The 17,656-nt window shown below is 67.1% G+C and carries 16 protein-coding genes; 13 read left to right on the plus strand and 3 right to left on the minus strand.

Translation table 11 applies throughout. The features are described from left to right. Positions 1 to 153: 153 nt before the first annotated feature. From ACW17V_RS04830 to ACW17V_RS04855, 6 genes are all read left to right on the plus strand, one after another. Entirely contained in the window at positions 154 to 1,023 is an 870-nt protein-coding gene (locus tag ACW17V_RS04830) for a MurR/RpiR family transcriptional regulator (RefSeq protein WP_492107741.1), read from the plus strand. A 111-nt stretch (positions 1,024 to 1,134) separates the two neighbouring features. Beyond that, entirely contained in the window at positions 1,135 to 3,072 is a 1,938-nt protein-coding gene (locus tag ACW17V_RS04835; protein WP_492107742.1) for a bifunctional 5-dehydro-2-deoxygluconokinase/5-dehydro-2-deoxyphosphogluconate aldolase, read from the plus strand. After that, positions 3,072 to 4,916: a 3D-(3,5/4)-trihydroxycyclohexane-1,2-dione acylhydrolase (decyclizing) gene (gene iolD, locus ACW17V_RS04840; RefSeq protein ID WP_492107743.1), complete on the plus strand. Its 1,845-nt coding sequence runs from the start codon at positions 3,072 to 3,074 to the stop codon at positions 4,914 to 4,916. Before ACW17V_RS04835 ends, iolD begins: the two co-directional genes overlap by 1 nt. A gap of 4 nt (positions 4,917 to 4,920) precedes the next feature. Then, complete coding sequence (gene iolE, locus ACW17V_RS04845; RefSeq protein ID WP_492107744.1) at positions 4,921 to 5,820, plus strand: myo-inosose-2 dehydratase; 900 nt, start codon at positions 4,921 to 4,923, stop codon at positions 5,818 to 5,820. Positions 5,821 to 5,822: 2 nt separating this feature from the next. Next, positions 5,823 to 6,629, plus strand: coding sequence for a 5-deoxy-glucuronate isomerase (iolB, locus tag ACW17V_RS04850; RefSeq protein ID WP_492107745.1), 807 nt, complete (start codon positions 5,823 to 5,825; stop codon positions 6,627 to 6,629). Positions 6,630 to 6,657: 28 nt separating this feature from the next. Beyond that, a complete protein-coding gene (locus ACW17V_RS04855) occupies positions 6,658 to 8,157 on the plus strand; it encodes a CoA-acylating methylmalonate-semialdehyde dehydrogenase (RefSeq protein ID WP_492107746.1) in 1,500 nt (499 codons plus the stop codon). A gap of 82 nt (positions 8,158 to 8,239) precedes the next feature. On the opposite strand, the gene ACW17V_RS04860 is transcribed toward ACW17V_RS04855, so the two are convergent. Both ACW17V_RS04860 and ACW17V_RS04865 read right to left on the minus strand, forming a co-directional pair. Continuing rightward, a complete protein-coding gene (locus ACW17V_RS04860; protein ID WP_492107747.1) occupies positions 8,240 to 8,557 on the minus strand; it encodes a HigA family addiction module antitoxin in 318 nt (105 codons plus the stop codon). A gap of 46 nt (positions 8,558 to 8,603) precedes the next feature. Next, on the minus strand, positions 8,604 to 8,948 hold the full coding sequence (locus ACW17V_RS04865) for a type II toxin-antitoxin system RelE/ParE family toxin (protein WP_492107748.1): 345 nt from the start codon (positions 8,946 to 8,948) through the stop codon (positions 8,604 to 8,606). 119 nt (positions 8,949 to 9,067) lie between these two features. Between ACW17V_RS04865 and ACW17V_RS04870 the strand changes: the two genes are divergently transcribed. The 7 genes from ACW17V_RS04870 (at position 9,068) to ACW17V_RS04900 (ending at position 16,709) form a co-directional block, all read left to right on the plus strand. Further along, complete coding sequence (locus tag ACW17V_RS04870; protein ID WP_492107749.1) at positions 9,068 to 10,411, plus strand: MFS transporter; 1,344 nt, start codon at positions 9,068 to 9,070, stop codon at positions 10,409 to 10,411. A 4-nt stretch (positions 10,412 to 10,415) separates the two neighbouring features. Further along, entirely contained in the window at positions 10,416 to 11,219 is an 804-nt protein-coding gene (locus tag ACW17V_RS04875) for an inositol monophosphatase family protein (RefSeq protein WP_492107750.1), read from the plus strand. Between the two features lie 87 nt (positions 11,220 to 11,306). Next, positions 11,307 to 11,528, plus strand: coding sequence for a hypothetical protein (locus ACW17V_RS04880; RefSeq protein WP_492107751.1), 222 nt, complete (start codon positions 11,307 to 11,309; stop codon positions 11,526 to 11,528). Positions 11,529 to 11,672: 144 nt separating this feature from the next. Further along, positions 11,673 to 11,999 (plus strand): PepSY domain-containing protein, encoded by a 327-nt coding sequence (locus ACW17V_RS04885; RefSeq protein ID WP_492107752.1) that lies wholly within the window; start codon positions 11,673 to 11,675, stop codon positions 11,997 to 11,999. Further along, positions 12,000 to 12,665 carry a response regulator transcription factor gene (locus ACW17V_RS04890; protein WP_492107753.1) on the plus strand — a complete coding sequence of 222 codons (666 nt, stop codon included), beginning with the start codon at positions 12,000 to 12,002 and terminating at the stop codon, positions 12,663 to 12,665. It begins immediately after the preceding gene. 10 nt (positions 12,666 to 12,675) lie between these two features. After that, a complete protein-coding gene (locus ACW17V_RS04895; RefSeq protein WP_492107754.1) occupies positions 12,676 to 14,031 on the plus strand; it encodes an ATP-binding protein in 1,356 nt (451 codons plus the stop codon). Positions 14,032 to 14,174: 143 nt separating this feature from the next. Beyond that, positions 14,175 to 16,709, plus strand: a complete 2,535-nt coding sequence (locus tag ACW17V_RS04900) for a TonB-dependent receptor (RefSeq protein ID WP_492107755.1) — start codon at positions 14,175 to 14,177, stop codon at positions 16,707 to 16,709. A 112-nt stretch (positions 16,710 to 16,821) separates the two neighbouring features. Here the strand turns inward: ACW17V_RS04900 and ACW17V_RS04905 are convergent, their stop codons facing one another. Then, the gene (locus ACW17V_RS04905) at positions 16,822 to 17,544 is read right to left on the minus strand and encodes a DUF2786 domain-containing protein (RefSeq protein ID WP_492107756.1); all 723 of its coding nucleotides are present in this window, start codon (positions 17,542 to 17,544) and stop codon (positions 16,822 to 16,824) included. Positions 17,545 to 17,656: the final 112 nt, after the last annotated feature.

The following is a 17,656-nucleotide window of genomic DNA, read 5'->3' on the forward strand; positions in this document are numbered from 1 at the left end:
ACGGCGCATGCGAACGGCCGTGTTCCATCCCTGTCTAATATGGAACAAAAATTCCTTCCAGATGAAAAGTGGAACAAATGGACAAGGCTCGTGCGTTTGTGTTCGGGCGCGGAACGGATATTCTAAACTCGAAGCGATCATATCGAGGACCGAATGAGCGAAGCGATGACGACGGCCCCCACTTCGGTCGAGGAACTGCGCGCCGCGATCCTCGAGCGCTATGATCTGCTCAGCAAGCGGCTGCAGCAGATCGCCCGCTATGTGCTGGACGAGCCCAACGAGATGGCGCTGGAGACCCTGGCGGTGATTTCCGAGCGGTGCGGCGTGCAGCCCTCGGCCATCGTCCGCTTCGCCAAGACCTTCGGCTATCCCGGCGCCAGCCAGATGCAGCGCCTGTTCCGCGACGGCCTGCTCTCGGGCCACGCGGCCCTGGGGTATGGCGAGCGGGTGCGGCATTTCAATGAAGCTGTCGCCAGGAAGCCCGACGGCGGCGCCGACGTGCTGGCCGAGTTCGTCGAAGGCAACACCATCGCCCTTCAGAACCTGGCCCAGACCGTCAGCGAAGACGACATGGCCAGGGCCGTGAAGCTGATCGACAAGGCCGAGACGGTCTATGTGGTCGGCTTCCGGCGCTCGTTCCCGGTCGCCTCGTACCTGGCCTACTCGCTGCAACAGGTGAACAAGCGGACCCTGTTCATCGACGGCGTGGCGGGTCTGACCAAGCAGCAGGTCCAGACGATTGGTCCCAAGGATGTGCTGATCGCGGTCAGCTATCACCCCTATGCCGAGGAAACGATCCAGGCGGTCGAGATGGCGGCCGCGCGCGGCGCGTCGATCCTGTCGATCAGCGACAGCCCCGTCAGCCCCATCGCCAAGCCGGCCACCATCGTCCTGCATGTGCGGGAATCAGAGGTGCGGACCTTCCGCTCGCTGGCCGCATCGATCTGCCTGGCCCAGGCCCTGGTGATCGGTTTTGCGTTCGAAAGCTCAAGGCAAAAGGGACGGGCCAAAAAGGGCGCGTGAACGGCCCGTTCCATTTTTCCGACAAAATGAAATGGATATTGCATCCGTTCCAATGTTGGAATATGCGTTACATATCGCCGGCGCAGATCGGCTCAGTGACGTGGAAGCGGCATGGCTCAGGACACGAAATCTCTGGATCTGATCGCCGTGGGCCGTTCCAGCGTCGACCTGTACGGGCAGCAGCTCGGCGGTCGGCTGGAGGACATGGCGTCCTTCGCCAAGTATCTGGGCGGCAGTCCGACCAACACCGCCTCGGGCGGCGCGCGTCTGGGCCTAAAGACCGGCCTGCTGACGCGGGTGGGCGCCGATCACATGGGCCGTTTCATCCGTGAGCAGCTGGAGCGCGAAGGCGTCGACGTGGCCGGCGTGCTGTCGGACCCCGAGCGCCTGACGGCCCTGGTTATTCTGGGCATCCGCGACCGGGTCAATTTCCCGCTGATCTTCTATCGCGAGAACTGCGCCGACATGGCGCTGGAGGAGGGCGACGTCGATCCGGCGTGGTTCGCCAGGGCCGGCGCCGTGCTGATCAACGGCACCCACCTGTCGCAACCCAATGTCTACGCCGCCAGCCTGAAGGCGGCGCGCGTGGTCAAGGCGGCCGGCGGCCGGGTGGCCTTTGATATCGATTATCGCCCCGTGCTGTGGGGCCTGACCGGCAAGGACGCCGGCGAGAACCGCTTCGTCGAGAACCAGGACGTCACCCGCAAGCTGCAGGAGGTGCTGACCCTCTGCGACCTGATCGTCGGGACGGAAGAAGAGATCCACATCCTGGGCGGCTCGACCGACACCATCGCCGCCCTGCGCGAGATCCGAAAAGGCAGCGACGCCCTGCTGGTCTGCAAGCGCGGCCCCGAGGGCTGCGTGGCCTTCCCGGGCGCCATTCCCGATCACCTGGATGACGGCGTCAGCGCCCGCGGCTTCAAGGTCGAAGTGTTCAACGTGCTGGGGGCGGGGGACGCCTTCATGGCCGGCTTTCTGCGCGGCTGGCTGCGTCACGAGAGCGTCGAGACCTGCTGTGAATGGGGCAATGCCTGCGGGGCGATCGTTGTCTCGCGCCACGGCTGCGCCCCGGCCATGCCGACCTGGATCGAGCTGGAGCAGTTCCTGGGCGAGCGTGAGCGGCCGTTCCGCCTGCGCGAGGACAGGGACCTGGAGCACACCCACTGGGCCACCACCCGCGAGCGCGTCTATGACGAGCTGACCGTACTGGCCATGGATCACCGCAGCCAGTTCGAGGACCTGATCGCCGAGACCGGCGCCGACCCCACGCGCATCCCCCACTTCAAGACCCTGGCGCTGAAGGCCGTCGAGGTCGTGGCCTCTGCTACAGGTGGGGGCAGCGACCGGTTCGGCGTGCTGCTGGACGGCCGCTTCGGCTTCGAGGCGCTCGCGGAAGCCGCCGAGCACGACTACTGGATCGGCCGCCCGATCGAGCTGCCCAAGTCGCGGCCGCTGGCGTTCGAGAGCTCGGCCGACGTGGCGACAGAGCTGGCCGAGTGGCCGCTGAACCACGTCGTCAAATGCCTGGTCTTTTACCATCCCGACGATGAGCGGGGCCTGCGCGAGCAGCAGGAGCGCCAGCTGCTTCGCCTGTTCGACGCCTGCCGCAAGACCCGCCATGAGCTGCTGGTCGAGGTCATCCTGCCGCGCGACATGGACAGCGACATCCACACCGTCGCGCGCGCCATTCGCCGGCTCTATTCGCTGGGCATCCGCCCCGACTGGTGGAAGCTGGAGCCGGTTTCCGACCCCGCCGCCTGGCGCGAGATCTCGGCCGCCGTCAACGAGAACGACCCCTTGTGTCGCGGCGTGGTGTTGCTGGGCCTGTCGGCGCCGGAAGCCGAGCTTTTGGCCTCGTTCGAGGTCGCTGCGCCGTTCCCGATCATCAAGGGCTTCGCCGTCGGCCGGACCATCTTCTACGACGTGGCTCGCGAGTGGCTGAGCAACCGGATGGACGATGCCGCCGCTGTCGCCGCCCTGGCCGGCAAGTTCAAGGTGCTGGTCGACGCCTGGCGTCGCCTGCGGGGTTCCGTCGAGAAGGCCGCGTAATGGCTACCAACCGTCTCACCGCCGCCCAGGCGACTGTCCGCTGGCTCTCGCAACAGTATGTCGAGACCGCCTCGGGCGAGGTTCCATACTTCGCCGGCGTCTGGGCGATCTTCGGCCACGGCAATGTCGCCGGTCTGGGCGAGGCCCTGCACGGCGTTCGCGACGTGCTGCCGACCTACCGCGCTCACAACGAGCAGGGCATGGCCCACGCCGCCATCGCCTTCGCCAAGCAGTCGCGGCGCGAGCGGGCCATGGTCTGCACCAGCTCGATCGGCCCCGGCGCGACCAACATGGTCACCGCCGCCGCCCTGGCCCATGTGAACCGCCTGCCGGTGCTGTTCCTGCCCGGCGACGTCTATGCCAGCCGCCGGCCTGATCCCGTTCTGCAGCAGGTCGAGGACTTCGGCGACGGCACGATCAGCGCCAATGACTGCTTCAAGCCGGTGTCGCGCTATTTCGACCGCATCGTCCGACCCGAGCAGCTCCTGGACTGCCTGCCGCGCGCCCTGGCGACCATGCTGGACCCGGCCACTTGCGGTCCGGCGACCCTGGCCTTCTGTCAGGACGTCCAGGCCGAAGCCTTCGACTATCCGCAAGCCTTCTTCGACAGGCGTGTCTGGCGCATTCGCCGGCCGCAACCTGATCCGCGCGAGCTGAACGACCTGATCGCGATGATCAAGGCCGTCCAGCGGCCGCTGATCGTGGCCGGGGGCGGGGTGCTCTACAGCCGGGCCGAGACAGCCTTGGCGGCATTGGCCTATGACACCGGCATTCCCGTCGCCGAGACCCAAGGCGGCAAGGGCGCTGTGGTCTGGGATCATCCGCGCAACCTGGGCAGCGTCGGCGTGACGGGCTCCTCGCCCGCCAATGCCGCCGCCGAGGCCGCCGACCTTATCATCGGGATCGGCACGCGCCTGCAGGATTTCACTACTGGCTCGCGGGCCCTGTTCGGGGCCGAAGGCCGCAAGCTGGTCCAGGTCAATGTGGCCCCGCACGACGCTCACAAGCACGGCGCGACCAGCGTGGTCGGCGACGCCGGCGCGGTGATCGCGGCGCTCGCCGAGCGCCTCGACGGTTGGAAGGCTCCTACCGCCTGGGCCGACGAAACCGCCGGCCGCATCGCCGGCTGGAACGCCATCTTCGACGAGGCCACCAAGGCCGATGCTCGCCCCCTGCCGACCGACGCCCAGGTGCTGGGCGCGGTGTGGCGCGCGGCCTCGGACGACGCGGTCGTGGTCTGCGCCGCCGGCGGCCTGCCGGGCGAGCTGCACAAGCTTTGGCGGACCAGGGTCGCGGGTGGCTACCACGTCGAATACGGCTTCTCGTGCATGGGCTACGAGATCGCCGGCGCCGTGGGCGTCAAGATGGCCGCCCCCGATCGCGAGACCCACGTCATGGTCGGCGACGGCAGCTATCTGATGATGAATTCCGAGCTCGCCACCTCGGTGATGCTCGGGACCAAGCTGATCGTCACCGTCCTGGATAACCGCGGCTACGCCTGCATCAACCGGCTGCAGGCCGCGACCGGCGGCGCGCCGTTCAACAACCTGCTGGCCGATACGCTTCACCAGACCCTGCCCGACATCGACTTCGCCGCCCATGCCAGGAGCCTGGGCGCGCGGTCTGAGAAGGTGGCGAACCTGGCCGAACTCGAGGCCGCGCTGCAACGCGCCAAGGCCAGCGACCGGACCTATGTCGTCGTCATCGACACCGACCCGATGCCGACCACCCAAGGCGGCGCCTGGTGGGACGTGGCGGTGCCGGAAGTCTCGGTGCGTCCGGCCGTCAATGCGGCCCGCGCTGACTACGAAGACAAGATCAAGCAACAGCGTACGGGAGACTGACGCCATGACCATCCGTTTCGGTGTGAGCCCCATCGCCTGGATCAATGACGACATGCCCGAACTGGGCGGCGACACCCCGCTGGAGACGGTGCTGTCTGACTGCCAGGCCATCGGCTTCGCCGGCGTCGAACTGGGCGGGGTTTTCCCCCGCGATCCGGCGGTGCTGAAACCCCTGCTCGACAGCTATGGCCTGGCCCTGGTGGGCGGTTGGTACAGCGGCAATCTGCTGGTCCAGTCGGCCGACGACGAGATCGCGGCGCTGCAGAAGCACCTGGCCCTGCTCAAGGCCATGGGCTCGACGGTCTTTGTCCACGCCGAGACCAGCAACGCCATCCATGGCGAGCGTGGCACGGCCCTGTCGGCCACCCCGCGCCTCGACGCGGCGGGCTGGAAGGAGTTCGGCGCGCGCCTGACCAAGGTGGCCGACTACATCCAGAGCCAGGGTCTCAAATTCGCCTACCACCATCACCTGGGTACTGTCGTTGAACGCCCCGAAGACCTGGAAGCCTTCCTGGCCAATACCGGTCCGTCCGTGGGCCTGACGGTCGACACCGGCCACGCGGCGCTGGGCGGGCTGGATCCGGTGCAGATGATCCGAAGCTATCCGCACCGCGTCGCCCACGTGCACTGCAAGGACATCCGCAGCGAGGTGTTCCGCAAGGTGATTTCGCGCCAGGGCGGCAGCTTCCTGGACGGCGTCCTGGCCGGCATGTTCACCGTGCCCGGCGACGGCTATCTGGACTATGCGGCCGTGATGCAGGCCCTGGCCGAGATCGATTACTCGGGCTGGATCATCGTCGAGGCCGAGCAGGATCCGGCGGTCGCCAACCCGCGCGAGTATGGCGAGATCGGCCTGGCGACCCTGAAACGCGAAGCGGCGGCGGCTGGGCTGAAGGCGGCCTAGCGATGACCAACCTTCTCGTCCGCCCGCACGCGCCCGACGCTCTCGGCTCCGTCCTCGAAGTCACCCCCCAGTCCGCCGGCTGGAGCCATGTCGGCTTCCAGGTCGTCAAGCTGGCGGCCGGGCAGACCCATGACGGCTCCGAGCCCGCGCGCGAGACCTGCATCGTGATCATGAGCGGCGCGGCCGAGGTTACCGGCGGGAGCGTGTCGTTCGGCCAGATCGGCGGCCGCGCCAGCGTGTTCGAGGACGCCGCGCCCGGCGCCGTCTACGTCCCCGCCGCGACGCCGTTCGCGGTGACGGCCGTGACCGATGTCGAGCTGGCTCTCTGTACCGCCCCCGGCAAGTCCGGCGGCGCGGCCCGGCTGATCGCGGCGTCCGACATGCCGCGCGAAGTGCGGGGCAAGGGGAGCAATGTCCGCCACGTGCGCAACATCCTGCCCGAGACCGCCCCGGCCGACGGCCTGCTGGTGGTCGAGGTCATCACCCCCGGCGGCCACTGGTCCAGCTATCCGCCGCACAAGCACGATACGGCGACCGAAGGCGAGGAAACCGCGCTGGAGGAGACCTATTATCACCGCCTGAACCCGCCGCAGGGCTTTGCCTTCCAGCGCGTCTACACTGACGACCGCAGTCTCGACGAGACGGTCTGCGTGCAGGACGGCGACGTGGTGATGGTGCCGCGCGGCTACCACCCGGTCGGGGCCCCGCATGGCTACGACCTCTACTACCTCAACGTCATGGCTGGTCCGCACCGCCAGTGGATCTTTCGCAACGACCCGGCCCACGACTGGATCGCCCGCAAGGCCTGATCCGCCCATCACCGAGAAGGAGCGCGTCATGCGCACGATCCCCCACTTCATCGGCGGCGTCGCCGTCGAGGGTACGTCCGGCCGTTTCGGCGACGTCTTCGATCCCAACACCGGCAAGGTGCAGGCCAAGGTGGCGCTGGCGTCGAAGGACGAGCTGGACGCCGCCATCGCCAACGCGGCGGCCGCGCAGCCGGCCTGGGCCGCGACTAATCCCCAGCGCCGCGCGCGGGTGATGTTCGACTTCGTGCGGCTGCTCAACGCCAACATGGACGAGCTGGCGGAAATGCTGTCGGCCGAGCACGGCAAGGTCATCGCTGACAGCAAGGGCGACATCATGCGCGGCCTCGAAGTCATCGAGTTCGCCTGTGGCATCCCGCATCTGCTGAAGGGCGAATACACCACCGGCGCCGGCCCCGGCATCGACGTCTATTCGATGCGCCAGGCGCTGGGCGTCGTGGCGGGCATCACCCCGTTCAACTTCCCGGCCATGATACCGATGTGGATGATGGGTCCGGCCATCGCCTGCGGCAACGCCTTCATCCTCAAGCCGTCCGAGCGCGATCCGTCCGTGCCGGTGCGCCTGGCCGAGTTGATGATGGAAGCCGGTCTGCCGGCCGGCATTCTCAACGTCGTTCACGGCGACAAGGACTGCGTTGAGGCCATTCTCGACCACCCCACCATCAAGGCCGTCAGCTTCGTCGGCAGCTCCGACATCGCCCAGTCGGTGTTCCAGCGGGCCGGCGCCAACGGCAAGCGCGTTCAGGCCATGGGCGGGGCCAAGAACCACGGGATCGTCCTGCCCGACGCCGACCTCGACCAGGCCACAGCCGACATCATCGGCGCGGCCTATGGCTCGGCCGGCGAGCGCTGCATGGCCCTGCCGGTGATCGTGCCGGTCGGCGACAAGACCGCGCTGGCCCTCCGCGAAAAGCTGGTCGCCGCGATCGGGGGCCTGCGCGTCGGCGTCAGCACCGACAAGGACGCCCACTACGGCCCCGTGGTCAGCGCCGCCCATAAGGCCCGCATCGAAAGCTACATCCAGATGGGTGTCGACGAGGGCTCCGAGCTGGTCGTCGACGGTCGCGGCTTCACGCTGCAAGGCCATGAAGAGGGCTTCTTCGTCGGCCCGACCCTGTTCGATCACGTCAAGCCGACCATGCAGTCCTACAGGGACGAGATCTTCGGCCCCGTGCTGCAGATGGTCCGCGCCGAAAGCCTGGAGGAGGGCATCGCTCTTGCCTCCCGCCACCAGTACGGCAACGGCGTGGCGATCTTCACCCGCAACGGCGACGCCGCCCGCGAGTTCGCCGACCAGGTCGAGGTCGGGATGGTCGGCATCAACGTGCCGATCCCGGTGCCCGTGGCCTATCACAGCTTCGGCGGCTGGAAGCGCTCGGGCTTCGGCGACCTGAACCAGTACGGCATGGATGGCGTGCGGTTCTACACCCGCACCAAGACCGTCACCCAGCGCTGGCCCAAGGGCGGCGCGGTGCTGGACCAGAGCTTCGTCATCCCGACCATGCGGTAATCCCTTCGGGCCTCCCCCGAACCACAGCGCCTCCTGCGTGCGCCAACTCGAGCCTCGGACGACGACGTCCGGGGCTCTTCTTTTATGCGGCGGCCAGCGGTTTGATCGCGGCCAAGGCCTCGCGCGCCGCGATGGCGTCGCGCGACAGGTCGTGCTGGGCCTGCAGGTTCATCCAGTATTCGGCCGAGGTGCCGAAAACCTTGCCCAGACGCAGCGCTGTGTCGGCGGTGATGGCGCGTTGCTCGCGCACCAGCTGTTCGATCCGGCTGCGGTCCTTCAGACCCATGGCCTTGGCGAGCGCCCCGGCTGACAGGTTGAACGCCGGCAGATAGTCCTCCCGCAGGTGCTCCCCCGGGTGGGGGAGGGGAGAGGTGAAGGTGGTGTAGTCTCGAACAGTCATCTCATCCTCGGTGGGCCCGACGCCCGAAACCGATGGCACGACGCCATCAGTGATAATCGACGATCTCCACAGTCTCGGGGCCGCTTGGTCCCCATACGAAGCACACGCGGAACTGGTCGTTGATGCTGATCGACCATTGGCCGTTTCGGTCGGCGGTCAGTTGATGCAGCCGGTTGCCCGGCGGCGTTCGCAAGTCCTCTACGGTCGTGGCTGCGTCGAGGGCCTGGAGGCGACGGCGAGCGGCTTTGAGCAGATCGCTGGGAAAGCCCTTCGGCGCATGACCGGTGAAGACGGCCTCGGCGTATTTGCCCTTCCAGCTTTGGATCATGTCTGAAGTGTAGTGTCTGTCGCTACATTTGACAAGTAATCCGTAGCGCTGCGCGCTACGCATTCCAAACTCCTCCCAATATAGAAAAAATCTTCCAATCAGAATCAAAATGAAATAGCCTGTTCCAGAACGGCCGATCGCCACGCCTCGAGCGCGGTGAGGACCTGGGAGACGACCCGACGATGCTCAAGTTCTTCGCGCCCGGCCCTGACGCGCCGCTTCTGAGCGACCAGGGCGCCATCGACACGCTCTACAAGCGTCACCGGTTCCGGATCATGGTGGCCATCACCATCGGCTACGGCCTGTCCTATACCTGCCGCCTGGCGTTGGGGATGGTGAAGAAGCCCCTGATCGACGCGGGGGTCTTCACGCCCACCGAGCTGGGTTTGATCGGCTCGGCCCTGTTCTACACCTATGCCTTTGGCAAGTTGACCAATGGCTTCCTGGCTGATCACGCCAACATGAAGCGGTTCTTCGCCTTCAGCATCCTGATCTCGGCGATCTGCAATATCGGCATGGGCTTTTCGACCACGGTCGCCCTGTCGGCGGTGCTGTGGGGCCTGAACGGCTGGTTCCAGAGCTTCGGCGCGCCCGCCGGCGTGGTGTCTATGACCCAGTGGTTCTCCAACCGCGAGCGAGGCCGCTACTACGGTATCTGGAGCACGGCCCATTCCATCGGCGAGGGCCTGACCTTCGTCGGGGTCGGCGGTCTGGTCGGCCTGCTGGGCTGGCGCTACGGCTTTTGGGGGCCGGCGGCTATCGGCATGCTGGTGGTGGCCGGCAGTTATCTGTGGATCCAGGACCGTCCGCAAACCATGGGCCTGCCGCCCGTCGCAGACTGGCGCAAGGATCACTGGCAGGGCGACAGGGTCGAGAAGACAGTCGAGGCCGGCAATGTCTTCAAGACCCAGCTGACCATCCTGAAGATCCCCGCCGTCTGGGCGCTCGCCCTCTCCAGCGCCCTGATCTACGTGACCCGCTACGCCATCAACAGCTGGGGCGTGCTGTACCTGCAGGAAGCGCGCGGATTCTCCCTGACCCAGGCCGGCGGCATGCTGATGCTCAGCACCCTGGCCGGTATCGCCGGGGCGATCGGCTACGGCTTCATCTCCGACAAGCTGTTCAACGCCCGTCGCCCGCCGGCCAACCTGCTGTTCGGCGTGCTTGAGTTGATCGGCCTAGGCCTGATCTTCTATGGCCCCAACACCGCGCCGGTGCTGATCACCGGGATGATCCTGTTTGGGCTTGGCATGACCGCGTTGGTCACCTCGCTGGGCGGCCTCTTCGCCACCGACATCTGCCCAAAGCGTGTCGCCGGCGCGGCCATGGGGCTGATCGGGGTGTTCAGCTATATCGGCGCCGCCATCCAGGAGCAGGTCAGCGGCGCGCTGATCGACAAGGGCATGCGCGTCGTCGATGGCGTGCGCCACTACGACTTCGGACCGGCCATCCTGTTCTGGATCGGCGCCTCGGTCCTGTCCCTGACCCTCGCCACCAGCCTGTGGCGCACAAAGCTGAGAGACTGATCGCGTGAGCCAGCCTTCCGAACTGATGCAGACCATGATCCGCGCGGCCCGCGCCGCCGGAGACCGCCTGAAGCTCGACTTCGCCGAACTCTCGACGCTTGAGATCAAGCACAAGAACGGCCCCGCCGATCCCTTCACCATCGCCGACGTCCGCGCCGAGCAGACGGTGAAGTCGATCCTCGCCGAGGCCTATCCAGACTATGGCTTCCTGGGCGAGGAGGGCGGGGTGACGGTCGGCGCCGACGCGTCCAACACCTGGATCTGCGACCCGCTGGACGGTACCGCCAACTTCCTGATCGGCCTGCCGATCTGGGCGGTGAACATCGCCCTGCAGCGCGACGGCGAGATCGTCGCCGGCGTGACCTATGTGCCGATGCTGGACGAGCTGTTCCGGGCCGAGCTGGGCGGCGGCGCCTTTCTCAACGACGCGCCGATCAGGGTTTCGAAACGCGAAGGCCTCACCCAGGCCATCCTCGGCGTCGGCATCCCGTTCATGGGCAAGCCGCGCCAGGAGCAGTTTCACGCCGAGATGCAACGCCTGACCCACCAGGTCTCGGGCGTTCGCCGGCTGGGGGCCGGAGCCGTCGACATGGCCTATGTGGCCTGCGGCCGGTTCGACGCCTACTGGGAGCAGAGCGTCAGCGCCTGGGACATGGCGGCCGGCGCCGTGATCGTCCGCGAGGCCGGAGGTGTCGTGACAGACACACTCGGCAATCGGCTGGACATAATGAACGGTACAGTGCTGGCCGTGACACCGCAGATTCAGACGGCCTTGCTTCACGAGCTGCGTCCCGTCGCATCCCTGTGACGTTTTTCGTCTTTAAGCTCTGCGACACCGAACGATCCGCCTGGCTCGGGCGGATCGCGATCCCGCGCGCCAAAGGACGCCTCGCCCATGCCTGATCTGATCACCATCACCCGCGAGGAGTTCGCCGATCTCCGCGCCAGCCTGCCGGCCATCACTGACCGCTACCTGTTCGACGTGCTGGGCATCAGCGAGACCACCTGGGTCAAGCTGCGCAAGGGGCTGCCCGTCAAGCGCATCACCCTGGAACGGGCGCTGGCCAAGCGCGAGCGCTGGCGGGCCATGGGCGGGGCGGCGCGGATCGCGGCCTAGGGCATAATCCATCCTCCGCGTCTCGATCCGCCGCCATCCCGCCGTCCCGCGTGGGGCCGGATCCCCTTTGGGGCAAGCGTCCTGACGACGAGGCGTTGCGGTGCGTCAGCGGCGTGTCAGGATGGCCATGGAATCTTCAGGCCCATGACCCAGACCCTCAAACCGCTCCGCCTCACACTTCTGACCCTGCCGCTTGCTCTGGCGATGTTCGCCGGCGCGGCCCAGGCCGGCGACAAGAAGCATGATCACGACGCCGCTCGCGCCGCTCTGGCGCGCGGCGAAGTCCTGCCCCTGACCAAGATCCTGGCCATCGCCGAGCAGCGCGCGCCGGGGGAGGTGATCGAGGTCGAGCTGGAAGAGGACAACGGCAAGCTGAAATACGACCTGAAGATCCTGGCCAGGAACGGCCGGGTGCTGGAACTGGAACTGGACGCCAAGACCGGCGCGACCCTCAAGCTCGAGGAAGACTGATTGCGCGCGCTCGTCGTCGAGGATGATCCGGTCGTTGGACCCGACCTGGCCCGCGCGCTCGGCGCGGGCGGCTTCGTCGTGGATTTGGCCAAGGACGGCGAGGAGGCCTCGTTCAAGGGCAGCGTCGAGGACTATGCCGTCGTCGTGCTGGACCTGGGTCTGCCGCGCCTGGACGGCCTGTCGGTGCTGCGTCGCTGGCGGGCCGAGGGTCTGGCCTTTCCGGTGCTGATCCTGTCGGCGCGCGGGGACTGGACCGAGAAGGTCGAGGGCATCGAGGCCGGCGCCGACGACTATCTGGCCAAGCCCTTCGAGATGGGCGAGCTGCTGGCCCGCGCGCGGGGGCTGGTGCGACGGGCCGCAGGCCGTGTGTCGCCGCTGATCGAAATCGGCCGGCTGGCGCTGGACACCCGCCGGATGTCGGCCACCCTGGACGGCGCGCCGGTCCGGCTCTCGCCCCTGGAGTTCAGGCTGCTCGACTGCCTGGCGCACCAGCCTGGCCGCGCGGTGTCGGCGGGCGAGCTGGCCGAGCAGCTGTATGGCGCGGCCGAGAGTGGCGACGCCAACGCCATCGAGGCCCTGGTCACGCGCCTGCGTCGCAAGGTCGGGGCCGACGTGATCGAGACCCGTCGGGGCTTCGGCTACATCCTATCCGGCGCTGCCGCATGAGGAGGGGGGCGTGAAAGGCGGCTCGCTCCGCTGGCGGCTGATGGCCGGTGGCATGCTGGCCATCCTGGCGGCGCTGGCGGTGTCCTGGCTGGCCATGACCTGGCTGTTCGAACGCCACATCGAGCGCCGCGAGACCGTGGAGCTGACCCGGATGGGACAGGCCCTGGCGGCCAAGGTCAGCGTCGGCGTCGACGGCGCGCCGCTGATCGAGACGGCTCCCGGCGACGTCCGACTGCGCAAGGCCGCCGGGGGGCTCTACTGGCAGGTCTCGACGCCGAAAGGCGCGGAACGCTCCATATCGCTCTGGGACCAGACCCTGAAGCCTCCGGCGCATTCGGAGTCCGACGCCTGGTCGACCCGCATTGCCGCCGGGCCGTTCGATGACCGCATCCTGCTGGTGGAGCGCAGTATCCGGCCCGACCGCAACGGGCCGGCGGTGCTGATTCAGGTGGCCAGCGACGAGAAGGCCCTGCGACTGGCCCGTCGGGAGTTTGGTCGCGACCTGGCGGTGTTCCTTCTGGGCCTGTGGGTCGTGCTTTCGGCCGCCGCCGCCGTGCAGGTGGGTCTTGGCCTGGCGCCGCTGGCGCGGGTGAAGGACGATCTGGCTCGTCTGCGCCGCAGTCCTTCGGCGAGGCTCTCCGATAATCATCCCCGCGAGATCGCGCCCCTGGCCGACGCGATCAACGCCCTGGCCGAGGCGCGGGAGGCCGACCTGGCCCGCGCACGCCGCCGGGCGGGCGATCTGGCCCACAGCCTCAAGACCCCGCTCTCGGCCCTCTCGGCCCAGAGCCGGCGGGCGCGGGCGGCCGGCGCCATCGAGGCCGCTGACGGCCTCGATACCGCCATCGCCGCCGTTGGCGCGGCGCTCGAAGCCGAGCTGGCTCGCGCCCGCGCCGCCGCCGCCCGCGAGGCCGCCTTTGCGGAAGAGACCGCGCCGCTGGCCGTGGTCGAGCGTCTGGTCGATGTCCTCGAACGCACCGCCGACGGCGAGCGGCTGATGTTCGACATCGAGATCGACGGGGCCCTTCGGGTTCCGGCCTCAGAGGACATGCTCACTGAGATGCTGGGCGCCCTGATCGAGAACGCCGCCCGCTTCGGCCGCCGTCAGGTCCGCATCGGCGGTGAGGCGACGGCGCAGGGCGTGGTTCTCTGCGTCGAGGACGACGGCCCCGGCATCGATGACGGGCGCGCCGAAGCGGCGCTGGCGCGGGGCGGGCGGCTGGATGAGGCCGGGCCCGGGCACGGACTGGGCCTGGCGATCGTCCGAGATCTGGCCGAGGCGTCGGGCGGGGGGCTGCGGATGAACCGCTCGGCCCTGGGCGGCCTGCGGGCCGAGATCGGCTGGCCCCCGGACGGCGACGCATGATCTGAAGGCTGCTTTCCAATCCGCCATTGCACGGAATTTTCCAATTTGTTTGCAAATTAGAAAATTCGTTCGTAATGTCCCCTCAACGACCCAGAGCGCCCAATGGCGCCGTTGCGGAGTCGGGAACTAGGAAGGGGAGGGTGATGATCAAAGCATCCGGGAATCTGCTGGGCGCGCTGCTGCTGACGTCCTGCATCGTGGCGCCGTCCATGGCCGCCGCTCAGACGACGACCGTGGAAGAAGTGGTGGTCACCGGCCAGCGCGCTTCGGACCGCGACTCGCTTCTCAAGAAGCGTGACGCCGTCAGCGCGGTGGAAGTTGTCTCCGCCAACGACGTGGGCAAGCTGCCCGACCAGAATGTCGCCGAAGCCGTCCGCCGCCTGTCGGGCGTGTCGGTCGCCACCGACAAGGGTGAAGGTCGCTACCTGATCATCCGCGGCATCGAGCCCAACCTCGCCAACGTCACGATCAACAACCAGACCGCGTCAGCGCCCGAGCCGGAATCGCGCAACGTCAAGCTGGACGACATCCCCTCGGCGCTGATCGGCTCGGTGACGGTCATCAAGTCGCTGACGCCGGATCTGGACGCCAACGCCATCGCCGGCCAGGTCGACATCAACACCCTGACGGCTTTCGACAAGTCCAAGAACATCTTCAGCGCCCGGGTCGTGCGCGGCACGTTCGAGGCGACCGACGCCAAGTCTACCGAAGGCGATATCTCGGTTGGCGGCAAGTTTGGTCCCGACCGCCAGTTCGGCCTGGTCCTGGCCGGCAACTATTCCAAGCGCCCGTCTGTCTCTGACGACGTGCTGGCCAGCAGCCGCCAGATCGTCAATGGCGTCGATCTGCCCGCCGAGCTGGACATGCGCTCCTACAGCCCGGCCATCCGCAAGCGCACCGGGGCGGTGGCCAATTTCGACTGGCGTCCGACCGATGACGTCAAGCTGTACGCCCGCTTCATGTATTCGAAGTTCGACGACAACGAGACGCGCGATCGCTTCCGCTTCTTCTTCCCCAGCGCGGCCGCCAACTACACGGGCCTGACCGCGGACGGCGGGACGATCATCTCCACCACGGCCCGCCATCTGGTGCGCGCCCGCAACGAGATCACCGACACCACCACCCTGGCCCTTGGCGGCGACTTCAAGGTCGGCGAGGGCGTCCTGACCCTGCAGGGCACGCACGCCCTGTCGCACAAGAAGGACCCGATCCGCGACGAGTTCGACTACCGCTCGACCGGCGCCCTGACCGGCGTGTTCACTGGCACGGCGGGCCTGCAGAGGACCTTCGTCGCGGGCGCTTCGGCCCTGTCGCCCAGCACCTACAACCTGCGCCAGTACAAACAGGTCAGCCGCAACGCCGAGGAAGATCTCAATCAGGTTCGGGCTGACTACAAGCTCCCGATCGAGGCCTGGGGCGAGGACAGCTACCTCAAGGTCGGCGCAAAGTACCTGAAGCGCGACAAGTTCACCGACGCCACCGGCCACGTCTTCACGCGCGGCAATGGCGAGACCCTGGTCGGTGAAACCGGCCGGACGATACCCACCATTTTCGACGGTCGCCTGACGTTCGGGCCCAACATCGACTACGCGCTGGCCAAGGCCTATTTCGAAGCCAACCGCGGCCTGTTCACCGACTCCGCTTCGGACCGGTTGGTCGAGACGCTGGGGTCTGACTTCAAGGTCGTCGAGAAGATCACCGCCGGCTACGGCATGGCCAGCATCACCCGCGGCGACCTGACGGTCATTCCCGGCGTGCGCGTCGAGCATACCGAGGGCAAGACCGCCGCCATCGGCATCACGCCGACCACCACGATCAACGATACCTACAACCAGTTCGGCGCATACGAGTACACGGACTACTTCCCGAGCCTGAACGTGAAGTACAATTTCGCGCCCACCCTGATGGCGCGAGGCGCGGTGACCACGGCGCTCGGCCGCCCCAACTATGCCGACCTGGCGCCGACCCTGGCCGTCAGCGCCGCCGACAATGAAGTGTCGCTGGGCAATCCCGCCCTGCAGCCCCAGAAGGCGCTGAACTTCGACGCCTCGCTGGAATACTATTTCCCGGGCGAAGGCGGCATTTCGCTGGGCTTCTTCCACAAGCGCATCGAAAATCCGATCTTCTCGTCGACCGTGACCCGCAGCGGCACCTTCGGCGGCGTGGCCCTGGTCAATGCCGACGTCACCCAGGTGACCAATGGCGACAAGGCTCAGGTCACGGGGCTGGAGTTCAACGTCCAGAAGCCGCTGACCTTCCTGCCGTCACCGATGGACGGCCTGGGTGTGAACTTCAACGCCACCCTGGTCGATGGCAAGATGGACGTGCCTGGCCGCACCGCTCAGATCCAGCTGCCCAACCAGTCCAAGCGGCTGGCCAGCGCTCAGGTTTATTACGAGAAGTACGGCTTCTCAGCCCGCGTGGCCTACACCTACCGCTCGGCCTACCTGCTGGAACTGAACACCGGCGACGCTTCGGGCAACAGCGACATCTTCTTCGATGAGGTCAGCACTGTCAGCGCCCGCCTGGCCTATCGCTTCAACAAGGTTGAGGTTTTCGCCGAGGGTAACAACCTCAACGACGCCACCGACTACTATTACTACAAGACCCGCAACCGCTTCGCGGAGGCTGAAACCTACGGCCGATCCTACCGGTTCGGCCTGTCCTACAGCTTCTAGCGTTGCCGCGATGGACCGGGCTCGGTGTCACTCGACATCGAGCCCGCCTGCGCTGCCATCGCCCGGGGCCCGTGATCGCCGAGGCGCCTTCTCGCGGGTTTCCGGCCTGTCGCTATGAGATGTCGCGTTTGCCGGATTGCGGGATGGCCAGGGACGCGCCCGCCGCGCCGCCGGCGTCGTAGGCCTCTGGCGACACCATGCGGGTCGCGCGGCGCACGGTCCTGAGCTTCAGATCGAGCTTGTCGAGTTCGGCGTCGACGACCGACGCCTTGAGGACAGCAAGATCACGCCCGGCGCCGTGGTTGGCCTGGTCGCGCCGCGCCTTCATCGCCGTCAGCTTGGCGGCGATGGACGCGACCATGCCCAGGGTGAAGGACGCGTTGGCGATGTGTCGCTCCTTGTGCCGGAACCGCTGATAGTCGGCGCTGGTCTTGTAGCGGCCAAGCTCGGAGCGGACGGCGATATCGATCAGTTCGGTCAGGTAGTGCGCCGCCTCGATATCGGATCTCAGGCCAAAGAAGACATATCGCGCCTCACCGGCCGGGTTTTTCTCGCGCCAGACCCGGCAATCGCAGAAGTCCGCGATCGCGCCGATGCAATCGTCCAGCGGAATGCGCTTGTTGCGATGGGTCTCATAGTCGCGCCGCTCACACGCCGCTTCACGGATTTCGACATCGGTCAGCGACAGGTCGTAGCGATCGAGCAACTCGGCGACCTTGGCGGCGGCTGACAGAGCCTCGCCTTCGGTGCAGCCGTTGTCGGTGGTCTTGGCGCGCAGCCCCTGGATTCGGGTCTTGAGCTTGTCGAGGGCGGCTAGATCGGGATGGTCGTTCACGGATGAATCCCGAAAAAGTCGACTTTGCGCGACATCGGCGCCGGCCCATCAGGTCTACCTGAGCGCCCGCGCCGTCCAGCGCAACGGGCGAACAAGGCCCGAGAAAATCAGC

The sequence above is a fragment of the Caulobacter sp. FV2ye17ST genome, assembly GCF_058680955.1.

What these genes read in the sequence shown, in the direction of transcription:
- ACW17V_RS04835 (WP_492107742.1), top strand. Translation starts at nt 1,135, where the DNA reads ATGGCTCAGGACACGAAATCTCTGGATCTGATCGCCGTGGGCCGTTCC.
- ACW17V_RS04900 (WP_492107755.1), top strand. Translation starts at nt 14,175, where the DNA reads ATGATCAAAGCATCCGGGAATCTGCTGGGCGCGCTGCTGCTGACGTCC.
- ACW17V_RS04880 (WP_492107751.1), top strand. Translation starts at nt 11,307, where the DNA reads ATGCCTGATCTGATCACCATCACCCGCGAGGAGTTCGCCGATCTCCGC.
- ACW17V_RS04855 (WP_492107746.1), top strand. Translation starts at nt 6,658, where the DNA reads ATGCGCACGATCCCCCACTTCATCGGCGGCGTCGCCGTCGAGGGTACG.
- iolE (WP_492107744.1), top strand. Translation starts at nt 4,921, where the DNA reads ATGACCATCCGTTTCGGTGTGAGCCCCATCGCCTGGATCAATGACGAC.
- ACW17V_RS04830 (WP_492107741.1), top strand. Translation starts at nt 154, where the DNA reads ATGAGCGAAGCGATGACGACGGCCCCCACTTCGGTCGAGGAACTGCGC.
- ACW17V_RS04870 (WP_492107749.1), top strand. Translation starts at nt 9,068, where the DNA reads ATGCTCAAGTTCTTCGCGCCCGGCCCTGACGCGCCGCTTCTGAGCGAC.
- ACW17V_RS04885 (WP_492107752.1), top strand. Translation starts at nt 11,673, where the DNA reads ATGACCCAGACCCTCAAACCGCTCCGCCTCACACTTCTGACCCTGCCG.
- ACW17V_RS04865 (WP_492107748.1), bottom strand. Translation starts at nt 8,948, where the DNA reads ATGCGTAGCGCGCAGCGCTACGGATTACTTGTCAAATGTAGCGACAGA.
- iolB (WP_492107745.1), top strand. Translation starts at nt 5,823, where the DNA reads ATGACCAACCTTCTCGTCCGCCCGCACGCGCCCGACGCTCTCGGCTCC.
- ACW17V_RS04860 (WP_492107747.1), bottom strand. Translation starts at nt 8,557, where the DNA reads ATGACTGTTCGAGACTACACCACCTTCACCTCTCCCCTCCCCCACCCG.
- iolD (WP_492107743.1), top strand. Translation starts at nt 3,072, where the DNA reads ATGGCTACCAACCGTCTCACCGCCGCCCAGGCGACTGTCCGCTGGCTC.